The following is an 18290-nucleotide window of genomic DNA, read 5'->3' on the forward strand; positions in this document are numbered from 1 at the left end:
AGCACGGTGAAGGGAGGATAAGGAACCCGCACTTTCGTTTCTCGCCAACCCTGTGTTTGGCGGCCATTGCAAACTGGTGTAGACCTGTGCGTTACTGCGGCACAGCGTCAACCAGGCAACGCGGCACAACGGACCGGATCAGGGAGAAGGACATGGCCACCAAGGCTGAGAAGATCGTCGCCGGGCTCGGCGGCATCGACAACATCGAAGAGATCGAGGGCTGCATCACCCGCCTCCGCACCGAGGTCGTCGACGCCGGCCTGGTCAACGAGGCCGCCCTGAAGGCCGCCGGCGCGCACGGCGTCGTCAAGATGGGCAACGCGATCCAGGTCGTCATCGGCACGGACGCCGACCCCATCGCGGCGGACATCGAGGACATGATGTGAGTGCCTGAGCGGTCTCGGGAAAGGGCTAGGCTCGTCGCCATGTCACGAATCGACGGCCGCACGCCCGAGCAGCTCCGCCCCATCACCATCGAGCGCGGCTGGAGCAAGCACGCCGAAGGCTCCGTCCTCATCTCCTTCGGCGACACCAAGGTCTTCTGCACCGCCTCCGTCACCGAAGGCGTCCCGCGCTGGCGCAAAGGCAGCGGCGAAGGCTGGGTCACCGCCGAGTACTCCATGCTGCCCCGCGCCACCAACACCCGCGGCGACCGCGAATCCGTACGCGGCAAGATCGGCGGCCGTACACACGAGATCAGCCGCCTCATCGGCCGCTCCCTGCGCGCAGTCATCGACTACAAGCAACTCGGCGAGAACACCATCGTCCTCGACTGCGACGTACTCCAGGCCGACGGCGGCACCCGCACCGCCGCCATCACCGGCGCCTACGTCGCCCTCGCGGACGCCGTCTCCTGGGCCCGCGCCAAAAAGATCATCAGGGCCAGCCGCCAGCCCCTCACCGGCACCGTCAGCGCCGTATCCGTCGGCATCGTCGGCGGCGTACCCCTCCTCGACCTCTGCTACGAGGAAGACGTACGCGCCGACACCGACATGAACGTCGTCTGCACCGGCGACGGCCGCTTCGTCGAGGTGCAAGGCACCGCCGAGGCCGAACCCTTCGCCCGCGAAGAACTCAACTCCCTCCTCGACCTTGCCGTTTCGGGCTGCACAGAACTGGCTGTCGCTCAGCGCAAGGCGCTTGATACGGTCCTCGAAAGGTAAAGGACGCACCAACTCCGCACCAAGAGGAGCCGCAGCGCCACGGGCAACCACGGCAGCGGTCCCCGCGTCCCTACCAATACGGGCGCACGGCACACCGCCGTACGCCCCCGCCGTACCACACGGGGCCCCCGAGGCCCGGAAAGCAACGGGAGGACCGTTCCATGGCCGCGAGCCGACGCCCGCGACGTCGCAGTATCACCATCGCCGCCGCAGTGGCAGCCGTCGCGCTGACCGCTGGGCTGACCACCGGCTGCGACGCCGTCAACAAGGCGCTGGACTGCGCCAGGACCGCCGACGCCATCGCCGACAGCGTCACCGAACTCCAACAGGCCGTCGAGAACGCGGCGAACGACCCGACGCAGACCGACGAAGCGCTCGACTCCATCGACAAGAACCTCAACGAGATCGGCGACAAGACCGAGGACACCGACGTCAACAAAGCGGTCGACGACCTCCAGGCAGCCGTCACCAACGTCCGCGACTCCATCAAGAACGGCGACGAGACACCGGACATCAGCCCGGTGACGGACGCCGCCGGCGAACTGACGAAGGTCTGCACCTCGTAGGTGATCCAGGGGTTACGGAACTGGGGGGCGCCCTGAACGAGAGGCGCGCCCCTCACCGGCGACGTGACTACTGTGAGAGCCATGACCCGCCTGATCCTCGCCACCCGCAACCACGGAAAGCTCACCGAGCTCAAGGCGATCCTCGCCGCCGCAGGCCTCCACTACGAACTGGACTGCGCGGACGCCTATCCCGACGTCCCCGACGTCAAGGAAACCGGCGTCACCTTCGCCGAGAACGCCCTCCTCAAGGCCCACGCCCTCGCGCAGGCCACCGGCCTCCCCGCCGTCGCCGACGACTCCGGCCTCTGCGTCGACGTACTCGGCGGCGCCCCCGGCATCTTCTCCGCCCGCTGGTCCGGCTCCCACGGCGACGACCGCGCCAACCTCACCCTCCTCCTCGACCAGCTGAGCGACATCCCCGACGAACACCGCGCCGCCCACTTCGCCTGCGCCGCCGCCCTGGCCCTGCCGGACGGAACGGAACGCGTGGTCGAAGGCCACCTCCGAGGCACCCTCCGCCACGAACCGGCCGGCACCCACGGCTTCGGCTACGACCCGATCCTCCAGCCGGACGGGGATACGCGGACGTGCGCGGAGATGTCCCCCGAGGAGAAGAACGAGATCAGCCATCGGGGGAAGGCGTTTCGGGGGTTGGTGCCGGTGTTGCGGGAGTTGCTGGGCTGACACCCGTCGGGTGCGTACGACGAAGGGCGCGGCACCGGGATGGTGTGCGCCCTTCTCGTCTGTGCGGCCGGGGGGATTCGAACCCCCACGGGTGTTACCCCACTGGGACCTAAACCCAGCGTGACTGCCAGTTCCACCACGGCCGCCTGCCGTCCGGTCATGCTACTGGCCGGACGGCCCGCGCCGGACCTCAGATCCCCAAGTCCTTGATGATCTTGGCGACATGGCCGGCCGCCCGCACGTTGTACAGCGCCCGCTCGACCTTGCCCTCCTCGTCCACGATCACCGTGGAGCGGATGACGCCCATGTACGTCTTGCCGTAGTTCTTCTTCTCGCCGTAGGCGCCGTAGGACTCGATGACCGTCTTGTCGGGGTCGCCGGCCAGGGTGACCTTGAGGGACTCCTTCTCGCGGAACTTGGCGAGTTTTTCGGGCTTGTCGGGGGAGATGCCGATGACGTCGTAGCCGGCGCCCGCGAGGAGTTCGAGGTTGTCCGTGAAGTCGCAGGCCTGCTTGGTGCAGCCGGGGGTGAGGGCGGCCGGGTAGAAGTAGACGATGACCTTGCGGCCCTTGTGGGCGGCCAGGGAGACCTCGTTGCCGTCGGCGTCGGGCAGGGTGAAGGCGGGGGCGGTGTCGCCGGGCTGGAGTCGCTCGCTCATCTCGGTTCGGTCTCCTTGCGGGGTGGTGGATACGGATCCGAGCGTAATGGGGGTGCCAGGGGGGTGGGTCGCGGGCGGAGCTGACAGACTGTCGGCCAGAGCAAACGGCTACATACGACCACGGAGGCAGCGCGGTGTCGGATACGTCGAGCACGCCGGACATCAGAACTCCGGCGCAGATCGAGGCGGACATCAAGCGCCGTCGCGAGACCCTCGCCGAGACGCTCGACGAGATCGGTGCGCGGGTGCACCCGAAGACGATCGTCGGCGACGCGAAGGCCAAGGTCGTCTCGAACATCGACCACACCCTCGGCCGTGCCTACGTCGGTGTGAATCGCGCGGTCAGCGATGTGAAGAGCCAGCTGGTGAACGAGGAGGGCGCGCCGCGGCTCGAGCGCATCGTGCCGGTGGCCCTGGTGGTGGTCGGGGTGGTCGGGCTGCTCGCCGTGGGTTCCCGGCGCGGTGCTATGGGCGGCTCTCGGCGCGGTGCCTCGGGCTCCCGGCGTCGCAAGCGCTGACCCCGGCCGCGTACGTTCCGCGCAAAGCCAGGTAGGTTCGGGGGCGTGAGTGCGAACACCCATCACGACAAGCTGCCCATCCGGATGCTGCACGACCGTGTGCTCGTGCGGCAGGACACCACCGAGGGCGAGCGCCGTTCCGGTGGCGGCATCCTGATCCCGGCGACCGCGGCCGTGGGCCGTCGGCTCGCCTGGGCCGAGGTCGTCGCGGTCGGGCAGAACGTACGGGCCGTCGAGCCGGGCGACCGTGTCCTGTTCGACCCGGAGGACCGCGCCGAGGTCGAGGTGCGCGGTGTCCCGTACGCGCTGATGCGCGAGCGCGATCTGCACGCGGTGGCGGCGGACCGGTTCGAGGGTTCCGAGGATTCGACGGGGTTGTACCTGTAGCCGGCCTGTGGGTATCCAGGGGACCTGTAGCTATCCGGCGCTTCTGAAGGTCACGAGGTCACGCCGTCGTCGGTCCTGCCCGAGGTGATCCCGCCGCCGTCCGTCGTGCCGCCGCCTCCCGTGGACGTGTCGCCGCCCGTCGAGGACGTGCCTCCGTCGGTCGTGCCTCCGTCGGTCGTGCTGCCGTCCGTCGGCTTCCCTCCGTTCGTCCCGTCCGTCGTGCCGCCGTCGGTCGTCGTTCCGCCGCTGGGCTGGTCCGGGGCCGTCGGGGCCGGGGACTCGCTCGGGGTCTCCTCGCCGCCGGTGGTGGTGCCCCCGTCCGGTCCGCCTGGACCGTCCGGCCCGCTCGCTCCGTCGCTCCCGTCCGTCGTCCCGCCGTTGTCCTCCTCGCCCGTGTCCGGCGGCCACTCCTCCCAGGGCTCCTCCGTCGGGAGCTCCGGCTCCTCCGCGCCCTCCTGGATCTGCAGGTCGAAGTCCTTCACCTCCGTGCCTTCGAGGGCGTCCTGCGTGTACTGGGCCCAGATCTGCGCCGGGTAGCCGCCGCCGTTGATGCGGGCCTGGCCGAGTGCTCCGTACAGCGGGGTGTGGGCGCCCGTTTGCGGGTTCTGGCCCATGATGGCGACGACGGTGGCGAGGTCGGGGGTGTAGCCGGCGAACCAGGCGGCCTGGTCCTCCTCCGCGGTGCCGGTCTTGCCTGCGGCGGGTCGGCCCGCGGCTTGTGCGGCGGTGCCGGTGCCGTCCTCGACGACGCCGCGTAGGACCGAGGTCGTGGTGTCGGCGGCCTCGCGGCTGACGGCCTGTCTGACGCCCGTGTTCCGGGAGGGCAGTTCGACGGCGCTCTCGGTGCCGTCCTTGGTGATCTCGGAGACGAGTGAGTACCGGCCGTGTTTGCCGTGGTTGGCGAGCGTGGCGTACGCCTCCGCCATGTCGAGGACGCTCGCGGTGGCGGGGCCGAGGGCGATGGAGGGGGAGGCCGTCAGATCGGGGGTGGACGAGGGGATGCCCAGGTCGAGGGCCGTCTGCCGGACCTTCTCGGGGCCGACGTCCACTGCCATCTGTGCGTACACCGCGTTCACGGACTTGTCGGTGGCTTCGCGGACCGGGATCGGGCCGTACGAGACCTGGCCCTCGTTCTCGGGCGCGTACGTGGCGCCTTGCCAGCCTTCGACGGGCCGCTGGTTCGTGCCGTCATAGACGGTGTTCGGGGTGATGAGGCGGCCGTCCTGGGTGGTCGAGCCGTTCTGCACGGCGGAGGCGAGCACGAACGGCTTGAAGGTGGAGCCGACCTGGTAGTCGCGGCGGGTGGCGTTGTTGACGTACTGCTTCGTGTAGTCGATGCCGCCGTACATCGCGACGACCTTGCCGGTGGCGGGGTCGATGGAGACGCCGCCCGCGCGGACGTTGCGGTCGATCTTGTTGTTCTTCATGTCGAGCTGGTCCATCACCTGGTCGTCGACGGCCTTGACGAAGGCGTCCTGCTTGTCCTTCTGGATGGTGGTGGTGATGCGGTAGCCGCCGGTGGCGAGGGCGTTCTCGTCGAGGATCTCGCTGCCGGTCAGGTAGTCCTTGACGGCCTGCACGAGATAGCCGCGCTGCCCGGAGAGACCGGCGGAGCCCTTGGCCTCCTTGGGTGTCGGGAACTTCAGTGCGGCCCGCTCCGAGGGGGTCAGCCACTTCTTCTTGATCATGCCGTCGAGTACGTAGTTCCAGCGGTCCACGATCGCCGGTTTGTTCTCGGGGTGCGCGATCACGTCGTACTCGCTGGGGGCGTTGAGGAGCGCCGCGAGGTACGCGCCCTGGGCGGCCGTGAGGTCCTTGGCGTCGACGCCGTAGTAGGCCTGGGCGGCGGCCTGGATGCCGTAGGCGTTGCGGCCGAAGTAGCTGGTGTTCAGGTAGCCCTCGAGGATGTCGTCCTTGCTGACCTCCTGGTCGAGCTTGATGGCGATGAAGAACTCCTTGATCTTCCGGGTGACCGTCTGCTCCTGCGCCAGGTAGTAGTTCTTGACGTACTGCTGGGTGATCGTCGATCCGGATTGCTTTCCCTTGCCGGTGACGGTGTTCCAGGCGGCGCGGATCATCGCCTGGGGGTCGACGGCGGACTCGGAGTAGAAGTCCCGGTCCTCGGCGGCGAGCACCGCGTGCTGGGTGTCCTTGGAGATCCGGGCGAGTGTGACCTTCTCCCGGTTGACCTCGCCGTCGCGGGCGAGCCGGCTGCCGTCCGCGTAGAGGTAGATGTTGCTCTGCTTCGTCGCAGCCGCGTTCGCCGCGGGGATCTCGACGAGGAAGTAGCCGAGGGCGAACAGGCCGATCAGCAGGAGGAGTACGCCGAGGAAGGTGCCGAGCACCGTCCGCCAGGTCGGGATCAGCCGGCGCCAGCCGGTGCGCCGTCTCGGGGGCGCGGTGCTCGGCTGCTGCGGCTGCGGCTGGTCGTTCATGTCGTGCCGTACTCCCGTTTCACGGCGTACATCCTGTACGCCCTCTTTAACTGTCTGTTGCCCGCTCTTGAAGACTCTCGCACCGTGTGTTCCGTTCCCGACCCGAGGCACACGCTTTGTGCTCGGAAAATGCCTGGCATGGGGTACGGCCCGGGGACTAGGCTCCTGCGCTTCGGTGTCTGGCGGGCGGGCGCGCGGGAGGGGTGTGGTCGTGGGTGCGGGGCGGTTGTACGCGGCCGTCGCGGTGGGGAGTTTCCGGCGGTACGCGACGTATCGGGTGGCCACGGCGGCGGGGGTGTTCACCAATACCGTGTTCGGGCTGATCCTCGTGTACACGTATCTGGCGCTGTGGGAGGAGCGGCCGGATCTGGGCGGGTACGACCAGGCGCAGGCCGTGACCTATGTGTGGCTGGGGCAGGCGCTGTTCGCGGCGCTGGCCATCCAGGGCGGAGGCTTCGAGACCGAGCTCATGGAACGCATTCGCACCGGTGAGATCGCGATCGATCTGTACCGGCCGGCCGATCTACAACTGTGGTGGCTGGCAAGCGACTTGGGGCGGATGCTGTTCCAGTTGGCGGGGCGGGGCGTGATCCCGTTCATCTTCGGTGCGCTGTTCTTCCCGATGGCCCTGCCGGGGGACTTCGGCACCTGGGTGGCGTTCCTGGTCGCGCTGCTGCTGGCGGCGGTCGTCAGCTTCGGGATCCGCTATCTGGCGGCGTTGAGTGTGTTCTGGCTGATGGACGCCAGGGGCGTCACGCAGGCCCTGATGGTCACGGGCATCTTCTGCTCGGGCATGACACTGCCGCTGAACGCCTTCCCGGACGCGCTCGGTGATGTCGTCCAGGCGTTGCCGTGGGCCGCGCAGCTGCAGATTCCGGCGGATGTGCTGATGGGGGAGACCGCCCCGCTCGGGGCGTTCGCCTTCCAGGCGGCGTGGGCGGTGGCACTGCTGGCGGCCGGGCGGCTGGTGCAGTCGGCGGCTACGCGGAGGGTGGTGGTGCAGGGTGGGTGAGACCTCGAAGGTCGCTTTCAGGGTCACGGACGGTCTGCGGGCCTATCTGCTGATCGCCGCGATGTGGATCCGGGCCGGCATGACCTACCGCACCTCCTTCGCCGTCACGGTCGTCGGCAACCTGTTGCTGTCCGGGCTGGACTTCGTCGGGATCCTGCTGATGTTCTCGCAGGTCGACTCGCTCGGCGGCTGGACGCTGCCCGAGGTGGCCTTCCTGTACGGGCTGTCGGCGACGGCGTTCGGAATCACGGACCTGCTGTTCGGTTCGTCGCAGGCCCTCGGCGCCCGGATACGCGACGGATCGTTCGACACGCTGCTCGTACGGCCCGTCCCGGTGCTCGCCCAGGTCGGAGCGGACCACTTCCCGCTGCGCCGGCTTGGCCGGGTCATACAAGGGTCGTTGGTGCTGGGCTGGGCGCTGTTCGCCGTCGACGTCGACTGGACCGCGCCGAAGGCGCTGCTGGTGCCGGTGATGGTGGTCAGCGGCGCGGCAATCTTCGGGGCGCTGTTCGTGGCGGGCGCGGCCTTCCAGTTCCTGGCGCAGGACGCCGCCGAGGTGCAGAGCGCGTTCACGTACGGCGGCACCACGATGCTGCAGTACCCCCCGACGCTTTTCGGGAAGGACCTGGTGCGCGGGGTGACCTTCGTGCTGCCGCTCGCCTTCGTCAACTGGCTGCCCGCGTCCTACGTACTGGGGCGGCCGTATCCGCTCGACCTGCCGACATGGGTGACGTTCATGTCGCCGCTCGCCGCCGGGGTGTGCTGTGCGCTGGCGGGTGTGCTGTGGCGGGCGGGGCTTCGTTCGTACCGGAGTACAGGGAGTTAGTCAGTGACAGACGGTGTGACGGGTGTTGTGGCCGACGGTTTCATCGAGCTCGATCGCGTCGAGAAGGTCTTCGACGTACGCAAGAAGACCGGCTTCCTGCGCCGGGAGCGGCACGAGGTACGGGCGGTCGACTCGATCTCCTTCACCGTGGCGCGTGGGGAGATGGTCGGCTACATCGGGCCGAACGGCGCGGGGAAGTCGACGACGATCAAGATGCTGACGGGGATCCTCACGCCGAGCGGGGGCCGGCTGCGCGTCGCCGGCATCGATCCGTCCCGCGAGCGGACGCGGCTGGCGCACCGCATCGGGGTGGTGTTCGGGCAGCGTACGACGCTGTGGTGGGACCTTCCGCTGATCGACTCGTACAAGCTGATGCACCGCATGTACCGCATCCCGGACGGCCGTTATCGCGAGAACCTCGACCGTCTCGTCGAACTCCTCGATCTGGGCGCGTTGTTGGACGTCCCGGTGCGGCAGCTCTCCCTCGGGCAGCGGATGCGCGGGGACATCGCGGCGGCGCTGCTGCACGATCCGGAGGTGCTCTACCTCGACGAGCCGACGATCGGCCTGGACGTGGTCTCCAAGGCGAATGTCCGGGAGTTCCTGCGGGAGGTGAACACCGAGCGCGGCACGACGGTGCTGCTGACCACGCACGACCTGCAGGACATCGAGCAGCTGTGCTCGCGGGTGATGGTCATCGACCACGGGCGCATGATGTACGACGGCCCGCTCACCGGGCTGCACGAGATCGGCGACAGCGAGCGCACCCTGGTGGTGGACCTGGAGCGCGAACTGCCGCCCATCGAGGTCGAGCTGGCGCGCGTGGTGAAGGTCGAGGGGCCGCGGCAGTGGCTCGCCTTCCCGGCCGCTCAGTCGGCGGCGCCGCTCGTCGCGCGGATCGCCGCCGAGTATCCGCTGGTGGACCTCTCGGTGCGGGAACCGGACATCGAGGCCGTCATCAGCCGCATGTACGCGGAGAAGGCAACCTCGTAGGCTTCCGTATATGACCGAAGAGCTCCCCGAATTGCGGGCGTCCGACGCCGACCGTGAACGAGTCGCCGAAGTGCTCAGGGAGGCCGTCGCGGAGGGCCGCCTCGACCTGGAGGAGTTCGAGGAACGGCTCGACGCGACGTACAAGGCCCGTACGTACGGGGAACTCGCGCCGATCACGCGCGATCTGCCCGCCGCCGGAGTGACGCCGCCTTCTCCTGTGTCGATGGTCAAGGAGCCCGCCGGGTCCGGGTCGGGTGACTGGGCGGGGCGGATCGTCGGGGGTGAGGGTTCGTCGCAGTGGGGTGTCGCGATCATGTCGGGGTTCGAGCGCAAGGGGCGCTGGACCGTGCCGAAGCGGTTCAACGCGTTCGCGTTCTGGGGCGGCGGCACGATCGATCTGCGCGAGGCGGACTTCGCGGACCGTGAGGTCGTCATCAACTGCGTGGCGATCATGGGTGGCGTGCAGGTCGTCGTGCCGCCCGGCGTCGAGGTCGTCGTGCGCGGGCTCGGCATCATGGGTGGCTTCGATCATCGTGAGGAGGGTGTACGGGGGGATCCCGGGGCGCCGCGGGTGATCGTCACGGGCTTCGCCTTCTGGGGCGGCGTCGGTGTCGAGCGGAAGCTGACCAGGGCGGAGCGGTTGCGGATCAAGGAGCAGCGGCGTCAGGAGAAGCTTGAGCGGAAGGCTGCTCGGCAAGAGGAGCTGGGCGGCTCCGCCTACCGGGACGCGCTCGACCAGGGCAGCTCCGCTACCCGGGACGCGCTGGACCAGGCCCGGTCCGTCCACCGTGATGCGATGGAGCAGCACCGGGAGTTGATGCGGGAGCATCGGGAGGAGCGGCGCCGGGCTCGTCACGAGGAGCGTGACGAGAGGCGCCGCGATCGGGACTAAGAGCTCGGCCGGGAAGGCGGTATGTCGGCTGCGGCGCCGTCGTGGCTGGTCGCTCCCCCACTCTCGAATTCGCTCGAGCGGGGGGACCCCCATCGCGGCGGAGCCGCAAATTGACACAGCCCCGCGCCCCTGACGGGGCGCTCACAGCTCCGCCGGAGCCGCCCCCTTAAGCATGTCCAGGTCAAACGTCTCCGCCATCTCCTCGTATCCCCGGTCGCTCGGGTGCAGATGGTCCCCCGAGTCGTACAGGGGGTTGAGGCGGCGCGGGTTGTACGGGTCGCGGAGTGCCTTGTCGAAGTCGACGTAGTCGTCGAAGACGTCGCCCGAGCGGATCTGGGCGTTGACGGCCTGGCGGGTGGCTTCGAGGTGGGGGCGGTAGCCGCGGTGGCCCTGGAACGGCATGAGGGTCGCGCCGATGACCCGCAGTCCGCGGTCGTGGGCCTGCTCCGTCAGCTCGCGCAGTCCGGCGGTGATCTTGTCGGGGTCGGTCTGGTGCGGGGTGCGCAGGATGTCGTTGACGCCGAGGGCGATGACGACGGCCTTGACGTTGGTGCGGCCGAGGACGTCACGGTCGAAGCGGTTCAGTCCGCTCGGGTTCCCGGCGGGGCGGCCTCCGCCGCCGGCCAGCAGGCGGTTTCCGCTGATGCCCTGGTTGACGACGCTGTAGCGGGGCCCGTCCGAGCCGCCCCGGGCGCGGTCGCGCAGCCGGTCGGCGAGGGCGTCGGTCCAGCGCCGGTTCTCGCCCATGCCGGCGGTCACGCCGTCGGTGAGCGAGTCGCCGATCACGACGACCGTGCCCTCGGACTCGTTGCTCAGCACGTCCACCGCCGTCAGATAGCGCCAGACTTGGGTCTGTCCGGTGTACGGAACCCCGGTCACGTCCTCCGTGCGGTCGCCCTGAGCGGTGTACGAGATCTGCCGCGCCGTCGGGTGGTAGGTGACCGGACCGGACGGTGTGGGGGAGTACGTGGTCACCAGGATGTCCGTGTCGTGCGGGATCAGCAGCCGTGCGGCATCGCTGACCACCTGCTGACCGGGCGGGACGATCACCGAGGGGTTGCCGCCGAAGGTCAGCCGGCGCATGGTGTCGGCGGCAGCGGCGGCGTTGTTCGCGGTGGCCGCCACGGCGATCGAGGCGTGCGTGATGCTGAGCGGCTGCTGCCCGTACAGGTTCGACAGGGTGACGCGCGCCGCGGTGCCCCCCACGCCCGCGTGTACGACATTGCGTACGGAACGGCCCGCCATGCCGTTCGTCTCGGTGCCCGGTTCGGCACCGGCCGGGGATGTCGACCAGGCGCCGACCCAGACGCCGGCGGACGCGGGAGCCGCCGGGTTGTTGTGTGGGCCCCGGCCGCCCGCCATCGTGTCCCGGGCGGCGCCGTTGTCGAAGCCGACCCCGACGTATATGGCCGCGGAAACGGCCACGATCATGGCGATGATCGCCGACAGCAGGGCATAACCGTGACGCTTGGTCATGCGGTGCAGGTCTCCTAGAGCAGTGGGAGCCCAGGGCTCCGATGTGATGACCTCATGATGAGGCATGGCGCGGAAGGAATCCGGCAGGCCCCCCGTTCCCGTCTCGAACCCCCGAACGGACAGACGCCGGGAACTCCTGTTGCGTTCCAGGAGTCGGTCAGGAAGGGGGATGGCGGCGGGAAAGGGACAATGGGTACGGGTCCTGCGAACGGGTGGAGTGGATGGAACGTACGAAAGCGGATGAAGCCGAGCACGCTGAGCGCGCCGAGCACGCCGAGCTCACAGGAGCAAGTGCCCCGCCGGTCCGCGCCAGTAACCGGACCAGCAACCGGGCCATGGGCTACTACAGCGCCGCCGACGAGGAGAAGCGCCGAGGCGTCCGCCGGATGAAGATCACGGCCACCGGTCTGTTGCTCCTGGTCGCCGTCATCTACGTACTCGCCAAGTGGGCGTCCCACGCGGGCGCGGGTGCCTGGGCCGGGTATGTCGCGGCGGCGGCCGAGGCGGGCATGGTGGGCGCGCTCGCCGACTGGTTCGCCGTCACCGCCCTGTTCCGCCATCCCCTCGGCCTGCCCATCCCGCACACCGCGATCATCCCGACCAAGAAGGACCAACTGGGCGTCTCCCTGGGCGAGTTCGTCGGCGAGAACTTCCTGTCGCACGAGGTCGTACGTGGGCGTCTGCGCGCCGTCGGCATCGGCAGCCGCCTCGGCGTCTGGCTCGCCGACCCGGAGCACGCCGACCGGGTCACCGCGGAACTGTCCACCGCGCTGCGGGGCGCCCTCGCCGTGTTGCGCGACTCCGATGTGCAGGCCATCGTCGGGGAGGCCATCAACCGGCGGGCCGACTCGGCGGAGATCGCCCCGCGCATCGGGAAAATGCTGGAGGGCGTCGTCGCGGACGGCGGCCACCGGCGGGCCGTCGACCTGATCTGCGTACGCGCCCACGACTGGCTGGTCCTGCACAACGACCAGGTGATGGACGCCGTGCAGGGCGGCGCTCCCGGCTGGACCCCTCGGTTCGTCGACAAGCGAGTCGGCGAGCGCGTCTACAAGGAACTGCTGCGCTTCGTCACCGAGATGCGCGACATGCCCGCCCACCCGGCCCGTGGCGCCCTCGACCGCTTCCTCACCGACTTCGCCGCCGACCTGCAGTCCGACACCGACACCCGTGGACGTGTGGAGAACCTCAAGCGTGAGGTCCTCGGCCGGGGCGAGGTGCAGGACATCATCGCCTCGGCCTGGTCCTCCGTACGGCAGATGATCGTGTCCGCCGCCGAGGACGAGCGCAGCGAACTGCGGCTGCGTGTAAGGGCCTCGCTGCTGTCGCTCGGCCGGCGGATGTCCACCGAGCCGAACCTCCAGTCGAAGATCGACGGCTGGGTCGAGGACGCGGCGGTGTACGTGGTGACGACGTACCGGGACGAGATCACCTCCCTCATCACGGACACCGTCGCGGGCTGGGACCCCGAGCACACCACCAGGAAGATCGAGGCGCACATCGGCCGCGACCTGCAGTTCATCCGCATCAACGGCACGGTGGTGGGCTCGCTGGCGGGGCTGGTCATCTACACGGTGTCGCGGGCGCTGGGGGCGTAACGGGCGCTGGTACCGCCTGCTGACGGCGATGGTGAGCGCGACCGTGATGGCCCGGGGACCGGCCGCGATGCCTAGGCACACCTGAGTACGCGTACTCTGTCGACCGCCCGCGCGGCAGGGAACCCTCGAACCCATGACCGACATGACAGAGAAGACCGAGAAGCTGCTGGCACCCCTGTCGAAGCGCCCCCTGGCGGAACGCTGGCTGACCCGCATCCTGGGCGCCGCCCTGACCGCGGCGGCCTACCTCCTGTTCATGCCCTGGGACCTGCGAAACCGCACCGAATCACCGGGCTCCACCAGCGAGACGACCCCGGTGACGGGCCTCGGTGTCGCCCTCCTGGCCGTCACCCTGCTCCTCCTGGCCGCCTACTTCGGCTACCGCGACGCCTTCGCCTGGCCCGTCCTCCTGGTGGCGGTGCCCCCGGCGGCCCTCATGCTCGCCTCCTTCCGGACCCACCCCGAACAGGACGCCTCGGCCTGGCCCCTGGCCTGGGGCTTCTTCACGCTGGTGATCGCCGCCTGGGTACTGGTCGCGGCAACGGTCGCGCGCAACTGCCGGCCGGACGGGGAAGACTCGGACTCGATGGACGGCTTGATGGTCGCCCATCGCTAGGACGCCCGCTCGCGAGAAGGAGCTGATCAAGGCCGATGACTGTCCGTAGGATCATCCCCGACTTCCAGACCGACTCCGAGGAGTCGATGGCCCAAAGCCGTGATTTCTACGGCCGGTTGGGGCTCGAGGAGGTCATGAACCTCGGCTGGGTCATGACCCTCGCCTCTCCCTCCAACCCCACCGCGCAGCTCATCTTCATCACCGAGGAGCGCACCGCGCCGGTCGTCCCCGACCTGAGCGTCGAGGTCGAGGACGTCGACGCGGTGTATGCCGAGGTACTCGCGTCGGGGGCCGAGATCGTACGAGATCTCCGGGACGAGGAGTGGGGCGTACGGCGCTTCTTCGTACGGGACCCGAACGGGCGCGTCGTGAACGTGCTCACGCACCGCGGCTGAGCCGGTAGCCGGTAGCCGGGTCAGGCACCCGTGGTGGAGCCCGGGCGGACGATCATCAGGATCGTGACGGTCACCCAGAGCAGGTTGAAGATGCCGGTGGACATGGCGAGTTGAGCGGTGGTGCGGGTGTCCGGGGCCGTTTTGGTGGCCCCGGACGTGTTGTCGGTGTTCTGGTTGCCCCCGGCCGCCTCGGTGCTCGTGTCCGTGTCGGCCGCGCCCGCCTCCGCCGCTTCCGCCGTTTCGAGGAGCGCCGTCTGTCGCGGCAGGACCACGGCGATGAGGACAGTGGCCGCGAGCCCGGTGAGGGCGATCGAGACGATCAGCCAGGCATCGCCCAGTACGCCCATGGCGCCGGCCGTGGCGAAGCCGAAGACCGGGACGACGACGCCGACAGTGGCGTACACCCGGCAGATCCGGTGCAGCATACGTACGGTCTCCAGCGCCTGCGAGTCGCCCGGCTCGGCGAGTGCCCGGCGCGCGCTGGGCGGGAACATGCTGGCGGCCACGGTGACGGGCCCGATGGCGAGGATCGCGGCGATGACGTGGACGCTGAGAAGGAACTTGGTCACGGAGGGACGGTAGGCGGCGTACGGGATCATCGAGAAGTGGCGGTATTGCCAAGGGGCAACGGATTCTCGCCACGGGCTCGGGCACAGCTCGTCACAGCCGGTTTCGTACCGCCTCCGCACCCCTTTCCGCCTCTTGACCAGTGCACCCCCCATTGGCCAATTCCCGTGCCCTGCCTACCCTTTCGCCATGCACACCATGGCCGTACTCGCCCTCGACCAGGTCATCCCCTTCGACCTCTCCGCCCCGATAGACACGTTCTCGGGCGCCCGGCTGCCCGACGGCCGTGACGCCTACCGGGTGCGGGTCTGTGCGCCTCAGGAGGAGGTGAGTGCGGTCTCGTTGGCGGGGTCGGCGGACGCGGTCTCGTTCACGGTGCGGGCGCCGTACGGCCTTGAGGGGCTGGCCGGGGCCGACACGATCATCCTGCCCGGCATCGCCGACCCCACCGTCCCGCTGCCGCCCGGCGTACGGGAGGCGCTGCGCGAGGCCGCCGCGAACGGCACCCGTATCGCCTCCGTCTGCGTGGGCGCGTTCATCCTCGCCGCGACCGGCCTCCTGGACGGGCTGCGGGCGACCACCCACTGGATAGCCGCCCCGTATCTGGCGGACATGTACCCGGACGTGGAGGTCGACGCCAACGTCCTGTACGTGGACAACGGCCAGTTCCTCACCTCGGCGGGCTCCGCCGCCGCCCTCGACATGTGCCTGCACATGATCCGCAAGGACTACGGCTCGGCCATCGCCGCGGACGCGGCCCGCCTCTCGGTCATGCCGCTCGAACGGGAGGGCGGCCAGGCCCAGTTCATCGTCCACGCGCAGCCTCCGGCCCCGGCCGGCGCCTCGATGGAACCCCTGCTGCGCTGGCTGGAGGAGAACGCCGAGCGCGACCTGACCCTCGAGGACATCGCCGCCCACGCGGGCACCAGCGCCCGTACCCTCAACCGCCGCTTCCGCGAACAGACCGGCACGACGCCGCTGCAGTGGCTGCACCGGGCGCGGGTCCGCCGGGCCCAGTACCTGCTGGAGAACACCACGCATCCCGTCGAACGGATCGCCACACAGGCGGGTTTCGGCTCCCCGACGGCGTTCCGGGATCGCTTCAAGAGGGTGGTGGGTACGAGTCCGCAGGCGTACCGGAGGGCGTTCCGGGGCGTGGAGCCGCAGGTCGGAGGGAGACAGGGGCCAGGCTGAGTCGGGGCTTGTCAACTTTCCTCTATGGAGTTATATAAGAAGTCGTAGGGCATCGCACCAGGCACCGCACGAAAGGAGCGACCCGTGATGCTCATGCGCACCGACCCCTTCCGCGAGTTCGACCGGCTCGCGCAGCAGGTCTTCAGCTCGGCACGCCCCGCGGCGATGCCGATGGACGCCTACCGGTCCGGTGACGACTTCATCGTCCACTTCGACCTCCCCGGCATCGACCCCGAGTCGATCGACCTGGACGTCGAACGGAACGTGCTGAACGTACGCGCCGAACGCCGTTCCCCCGCCCCCGAGGGCGCCGAGGTGGTCGTCGCCGAGCGCACCACCGGTACGTTCACCCGCCAGCTGTTCCTCGGCGAAACCCTCGACACGGAGCGCATCGACGCCTCGTACGAGGCCGGCGTCCTGACGCTGCGCATCCCCGTGGCCGAGCAGGCCAAGCCGCGCCGCATCCAGATCTCCGGCGGCGGATCCAAGAAGCAGCTGAGCAGCTGACGGCAGCTGACAGAACGCGACGGCCACCGTGCCGTACCGCCCCGTGGGTTCGCCCGCGGGGCGGAGCCCATCCGCATCCTGCGCCAACTCCCGCCCGGGTACACCCTGTTGTTCGGCCGAGCGGAGCTGGCTCCCCGCTAAATGAGTTGTTGACGCCGAGAGCGCGGGCGCAGACTCGATGGGGCTCGATAGGGAGCGAGCGGATGGGGGAGCGCATGCCGACGACGGACTCGCCCAAGGAAGCGCGGGCGGACGTACGGACTGACGTACGGGAAGAGGCAGGGGCTGACGTAGGGGCAGAAACCTCGGCAGACGTACGACCTGACGCCCTGCCAGACGTACAGGCAGACGCTCTGGTCCACGCTCTCGGCAGCGAGCCCCGCCGCCCCGAGGCCTTCCGCGAACTGATGCGGCACGGGCCCGCTGCCGTACCCGCGATCCGCCGGGGCCTGCGCCACCCCCACCCGCGCGTACGCGAGCAGTGCTGCAACCTGCTGGACCACCTCCTCGTGACGGAGGCCCTGGACGACCTGATCGCCATGCTCGACGACCCGGCCGCCCCGGTCCGGTACGCCGCCCTGCACGCACTGTCCTGCGACCGTTGCAAGACGGACGCCTGCCGCCCCGACAGCGCCGTGGTCCTCCCACGCGGCATCCGCCTGCTGCACCACGACCCCGACGCCCACGTACGAACCATGGCCGCGGAACTGGTGGGCCGCTGGGTCCACACCCATCCCGAAGCAGCGGCAGCCCTCACCTACACCCACGAGACGGACCCGTCCCCAACGGTCCGCAAGAAGGCCGGCTGGTACGCCCCTGGTGGCCCCATCCACCGCCGCACGGCGCCCCGACCGCGTCGGCGCAACCGATGACAACCACCCCGCTCACCGGCCACGTCACGACCCCGGACGGCACCCGCATCGCGTACAGCGACACCCAAGGCGGCCCCAGCCCGTCAAGCCCGTCACCTCCACTCCTCCTTCTCCACGGCCTGGCAGGTCACATGGGGGAGTGGGACGACCTGACGGGGCGACTCCTGGCGGACGGCCAAAGGGTGGTGAGGTACGACGCCCGAGGCCACGCCGCCAGCACGCACCGCCCACGGGACATGACGAGAGCGTCCTGCGTGGCGGACGCGGTGGCCGTGATCGAGCACCTGTCCCTGCCCCCGGTAACGCTGGTGGGCCAATCCCTGGGCGGCCACACGGCGTTTCTCACCGCGGCGGCCCACCCGCACCTCATCGACACCCTGATCCTGATCGAGGCGGGTCCGTCCGGCCCGAGCCCCAACCTGCTGGCCGAGATAGGAAGTTGGCTGGACAAGTCCCCGGTGCCCTTCGCGGACCGGGACATGATGGTGGCCGCGGTGGCGGAGCTCACCGAGCGTTCGTACTGGGCCGAGTGGGAACAGGTCCGCTGCCCCACCTTTGTCGTACGCGGCGCACAGGGCACGATGCCGGCGTCGGAGCTGGCGGAGATGCGAACCCGACGCCCGACGTCGACGACGACCGAGACCGAGGTCATCCAGGACGCGGGGCATGACGTGCACCTGGACCAGCCGGAGCGGCTGTACGAAGCGGTGCGGGCTTTTCTGGCACGGCGGCGAGGTGGCCACCGTGGGCCTGGGTTTTGAAGGTGCTGTGGGGACCGCCCGCTTCTTGGCCAGTGTCGTGCTTCCGCGATCCGAGTAAAGGGCGCTCCCTTCGGTCGCGTCGGCTTCGCCGATTACGCTGCGCTACACCCTTGACTCGGATCGCTCCAGCACGGGTGAGAAGCGAGCGGGCGGTCCGGCGGGGTGGGGGT

Annotated in this window: 21 protein-coding genes and 1 tRNA gene; 17 read left to right on the forward strand and 5 right to left on the reverse strand. The window is 69.5% G+C overall.

Going from position 1 to position 18290, the window contains the following annotated elements:
* Positions 1-86: 86 nt before the first annotated feature.
* The 4 genes from ACYVO6_RS45595 to rdgB all read left to right on the forward strand — a co-directional run bounded on the left by ACYVO6_RS45595 (position 87) and on the right by rdgB (position 2413).
* Entirely contained in the window at positions 87-386 is a 300-nt protein-coding gene (locus ACYVO6_RS45595) for a glucose PTS transporter subunit EIIB (RefSeq protein ID WP_461072253.1), read from the forward strand.
* 39 nt (positions 387-425) lie between these two features.
* The gene (gene rph, locus ACYVO6_RS45600) at positions 426-1163 is read left to right on the forward strand and encodes a ribonuclease PH (protein ID WP_461072255.1); all 738 of its coding nucleotides are present in this window, start codon (positions 426-428) and stop codon (positions 1161-1163) included.
* Positions 1164-1324: 161 nt separating this feature from the next.
* A complete protein-coding gene (locus tag ACYVO6_RS45605) occupies positions 1325-1729 on the forward strand; it encodes a hypothetical protein (RefSeq protein WP_461072257.1) in 405 nt (134 codons plus the stop codon).
* Between the two features lie 81 nt (positions 1730-1810).
* The gene (gene rdgB / locus ACYVO6_RS45610) at positions 1811-2413 is read left to right on the forward strand and encodes an RdgB/HAM1 family non-canonical purine NTP pyrophosphatase (RefSeq protein ID WP_461072259.1); all 603 of its coding nucleotides are present in this window, start codon (positions 1811-1813) and stop codon (positions 2411-2413) included.
* A gap of 62 nt (positions 2414-2475) precedes the next feature.
* Here the strand turns inward: rdgB and ACYVO6_RS45615 are convergent.
* Both ACYVO6_RS45615 and bcp read right to left on the reverse strand, forming a co-directional pair.
* Positions 2476-2559, reverse strand: a tRNA-Leu gene (locus ACYVO6_RS45615).
* A gap of 44 nt (positions 2560-2603) precedes the next feature.
* Positions 2604-3071, reverse strand: a complete 468-nt coding sequence (bcp, locus tag ACYVO6_RS45620) for a thioredoxin-dependent thiol peroxidase (protein WP_461072261.1) — start codon at positions 3069-3071, stop codon at positions 2604-2606.
* A 134-nt stretch (positions 3072-3205) separates the two neighbouring features.
* Here bcp and ACYVO6_RS45625 point away from each other — a divergent pair, with 134 nt between their 5' ends.
* A complete protein-coding gene (locus ACYVO6_RS45625; protein WP_461072263.1) occupies positions 3206-3589 on the forward strand; it encodes a DUF3618 domain-containing protein in 384 nt (127 codons plus the stop codon).
* Between the two features lie 45 nt (positions 3590-3634).
* Entirely contained in the window at positions 3635-3976 is a 342-nt protein-coding gene (locus ACYVO6_RS45630; protein WP_033325888.1) for a GroES family chaperonin, read from the forward strand.
* Positions 3977-4026: 50 nt separating this feature from the next.
* On the opposite strand, the gene ACYVO6_RS45635 is transcribed toward ACYVO6_RS45630, so the two are convergent.
* Positions 4027-6411, reverse strand: a complete 2385-nt coding sequence (locus tag ACYVO6_RS45635; RefSeq protein ID WP_461072265.1) for a transglycosylase domain-containing protein — start codon at positions 6409-6411, stop codon at positions 4027-4029.
* Between the two features lie 211 nt (positions 6412-6622).
* On the opposite strand from ACYVO6_RS45635, the gene ACYVO6_RS45640 reads away from it, so the two are divergent.
* The 4 genes from ACYVO6_RS45640 (at position 6623) to ACYVO6_RS45655 (ending at position 10134) form a co-directional block, all read left to right on the forward strand.
* Positions 6623-7423, forward strand: a complete 801-nt coding sequence (locus ACYVO6_RS45640) for an ABC transporter permease (RefSeq protein ID WP_461072267.1) — start codon at positions 6623-6625, stop codon at positions 7421-7423.
* A 61-nt stretch (positions 7424-7484) separates the two neighbouring features.
* The gene (locus ACYVO6_RS45645; RefSeq protein WP_461072339.1) at positions 7485-8249 is read left to right on the forward strand and encodes an ABC transporter permease; all 765 of its coding nucleotides are present in this window, start codon (positions 7485-7487) and stop codon (positions 8247-8249) included.
* A gap of 3 nt (positions 8250-8252) precedes the next feature.
* Positions 8253-9242: an ABC transporter ATP-binding protein gene (locus ACYVO6_RS45650; RefSeq protein ID WP_461072269.1), complete on the forward strand. Its 990-nt coding sequence runs from the start codon at positions 8253-8255 to the stop codon at positions 9240-9242.
* Positions 9243-9252: 10 nt separating this feature from the next.
* Positions 9253-10134, forward strand: coding sequence for a DUF1707 SHOCT-like domain-containing protein (locus ACYVO6_RS45655; protein ID WP_461072271.1), 882 nt, complete (start codon positions 9253-9255; stop codon positions 10132-10134).
* 141 nt (positions 10135-10275) lie between these two features.
* Here the strand turns inward: ACYVO6_RS45655 and ACYVO6_RS45660 are convergent, their stop codons facing one another.
* Positions 10276-11610, reverse strand: a complete 1335-nt coding sequence (locus tag ACYVO6_RS45660; RefSeq protein WP_461072273.1) for an SGNH/GDSL hydrolase family protein — start codon at positions 11608-11610, stop codon at positions 10276-10278.
* A 221-nt stretch (positions 11611-11831) separates the two neighbouring features.
* Between ACYVO6_RS45660 and ACYVO6_RS45665 the strand changes: the two genes are divergently transcribed.
* The 3 genes from ACYVO6_RS45665 (at position 11832) to ACYVO6_RS45675 (ending at position 14219) form a co-directional block, all read left to right on the forward strand.
* On the forward strand, positions 11832-13208 hold the full coding sequence (locus ACYVO6_RS45665) for a DUF445 domain-containing protein (protein WP_461072275.1): 1377 nt from the start codon (positions 11832-11834) through the stop codon (positions 13206-13208).
* A gap of 133 nt (positions 13209-13341) precedes the next feature.
* Positions 13342-13824, forward strand: coding sequence for a hypothetical protein (locus ACYVO6_RS45670; RefSeq protein ID WP_461072277.1), 483 nt, complete (start codon positions 13342-13344; stop codon positions 13822-13824).
* 35 nt (positions 13825-13859) lie between these two features.
* Positions 13860-14219, forward strand: a complete 360-nt coding sequence (locus ACYVO6_RS45675; protein WP_461072279.1) for a VOC family protein — start codon at positions 13860-13862, stop codon at positions 14217-14219.
* 20 nt (positions 14220-14239) lie between these two features.
* On the opposite strand, the gene ACYVO6_RS45680 is transcribed toward ACYVO6_RS45675, so the two are convergent.
* The gene (locus ACYVO6_RS45680; RefSeq protein ID WP_461072281.1) at positions 14240-14788 is read right to left on the reverse strand and encodes a DUF2269 family protein; all 549 of its coding nucleotides are present in this window, start codon (positions 14786-14788) and stop codon (positions 14240-14242) included.
* 187 nt (positions 14789-14975) lie between these two features.
* Here ACYVO6_RS45680 and ACYVO6_RS45685 point away from each other — a divergent pair, with 187 nt between their 5' ends.
* The 4 genes from ACYVO6_RS45685 (at position 14976) to ACYVO6_RS45700 (ending at position 18120) form a co-directional block, all read left to right on the forward strand.
* Positions 14976-15980, forward strand: coding sequence for a GlxA family transcriptional regulator (locus ACYVO6_RS45685; protein ID WP_461072283.1), 1005 nt, complete (start codon positions 14976-14978; stop codon positions 15978-15980).
* 87 nt (positions 15981-16067) lie between these two features.
* The gene (locus tag ACYVO6_RS45690) at positions 16068-16487 is read left to right on the forward strand and encodes an Hsp20/alpha crystallin family protein (RefSeq protein WP_461072341.1); all 420 of its coding nucleotides are present in this window, start codon (positions 16068-16070) and stop codon (positions 16485-16487) included.
* A 203-nt stretch (positions 16488-16690) separates the two neighbouring features.
* The gene (locus ACYVO6_RS45695; RefSeq protein ID WP_461072285.1) at positions 16691-17359 is read left to right on the forward strand and encodes a HEAT repeat domain-containing protein; all 669 of its coding nucleotides are present in this window, start codon (positions 16691-16693) and stop codon (positions 17357-17359) included.
* On the forward strand, positions 17356-18120 hold the full coding sequence (locus ACYVO6_RS45700) for an alpha/beta fold hydrolase (protein ID WP_461072287.1): 765 nt from the start codon (positions 17356-17358) through the stop codon (positions 18118-18120). Before ACYVO6_RS45695 ends, ACYVO6_RS45700 begins: the two co-directional genes overlap by 4 nt.
* The last annotated feature ends 170 nt before the right edge of the window (positions 18121-18290 follow it).

Source organism: Streptomyces pseudoechinosporeus, assembly GCF_054783935.1.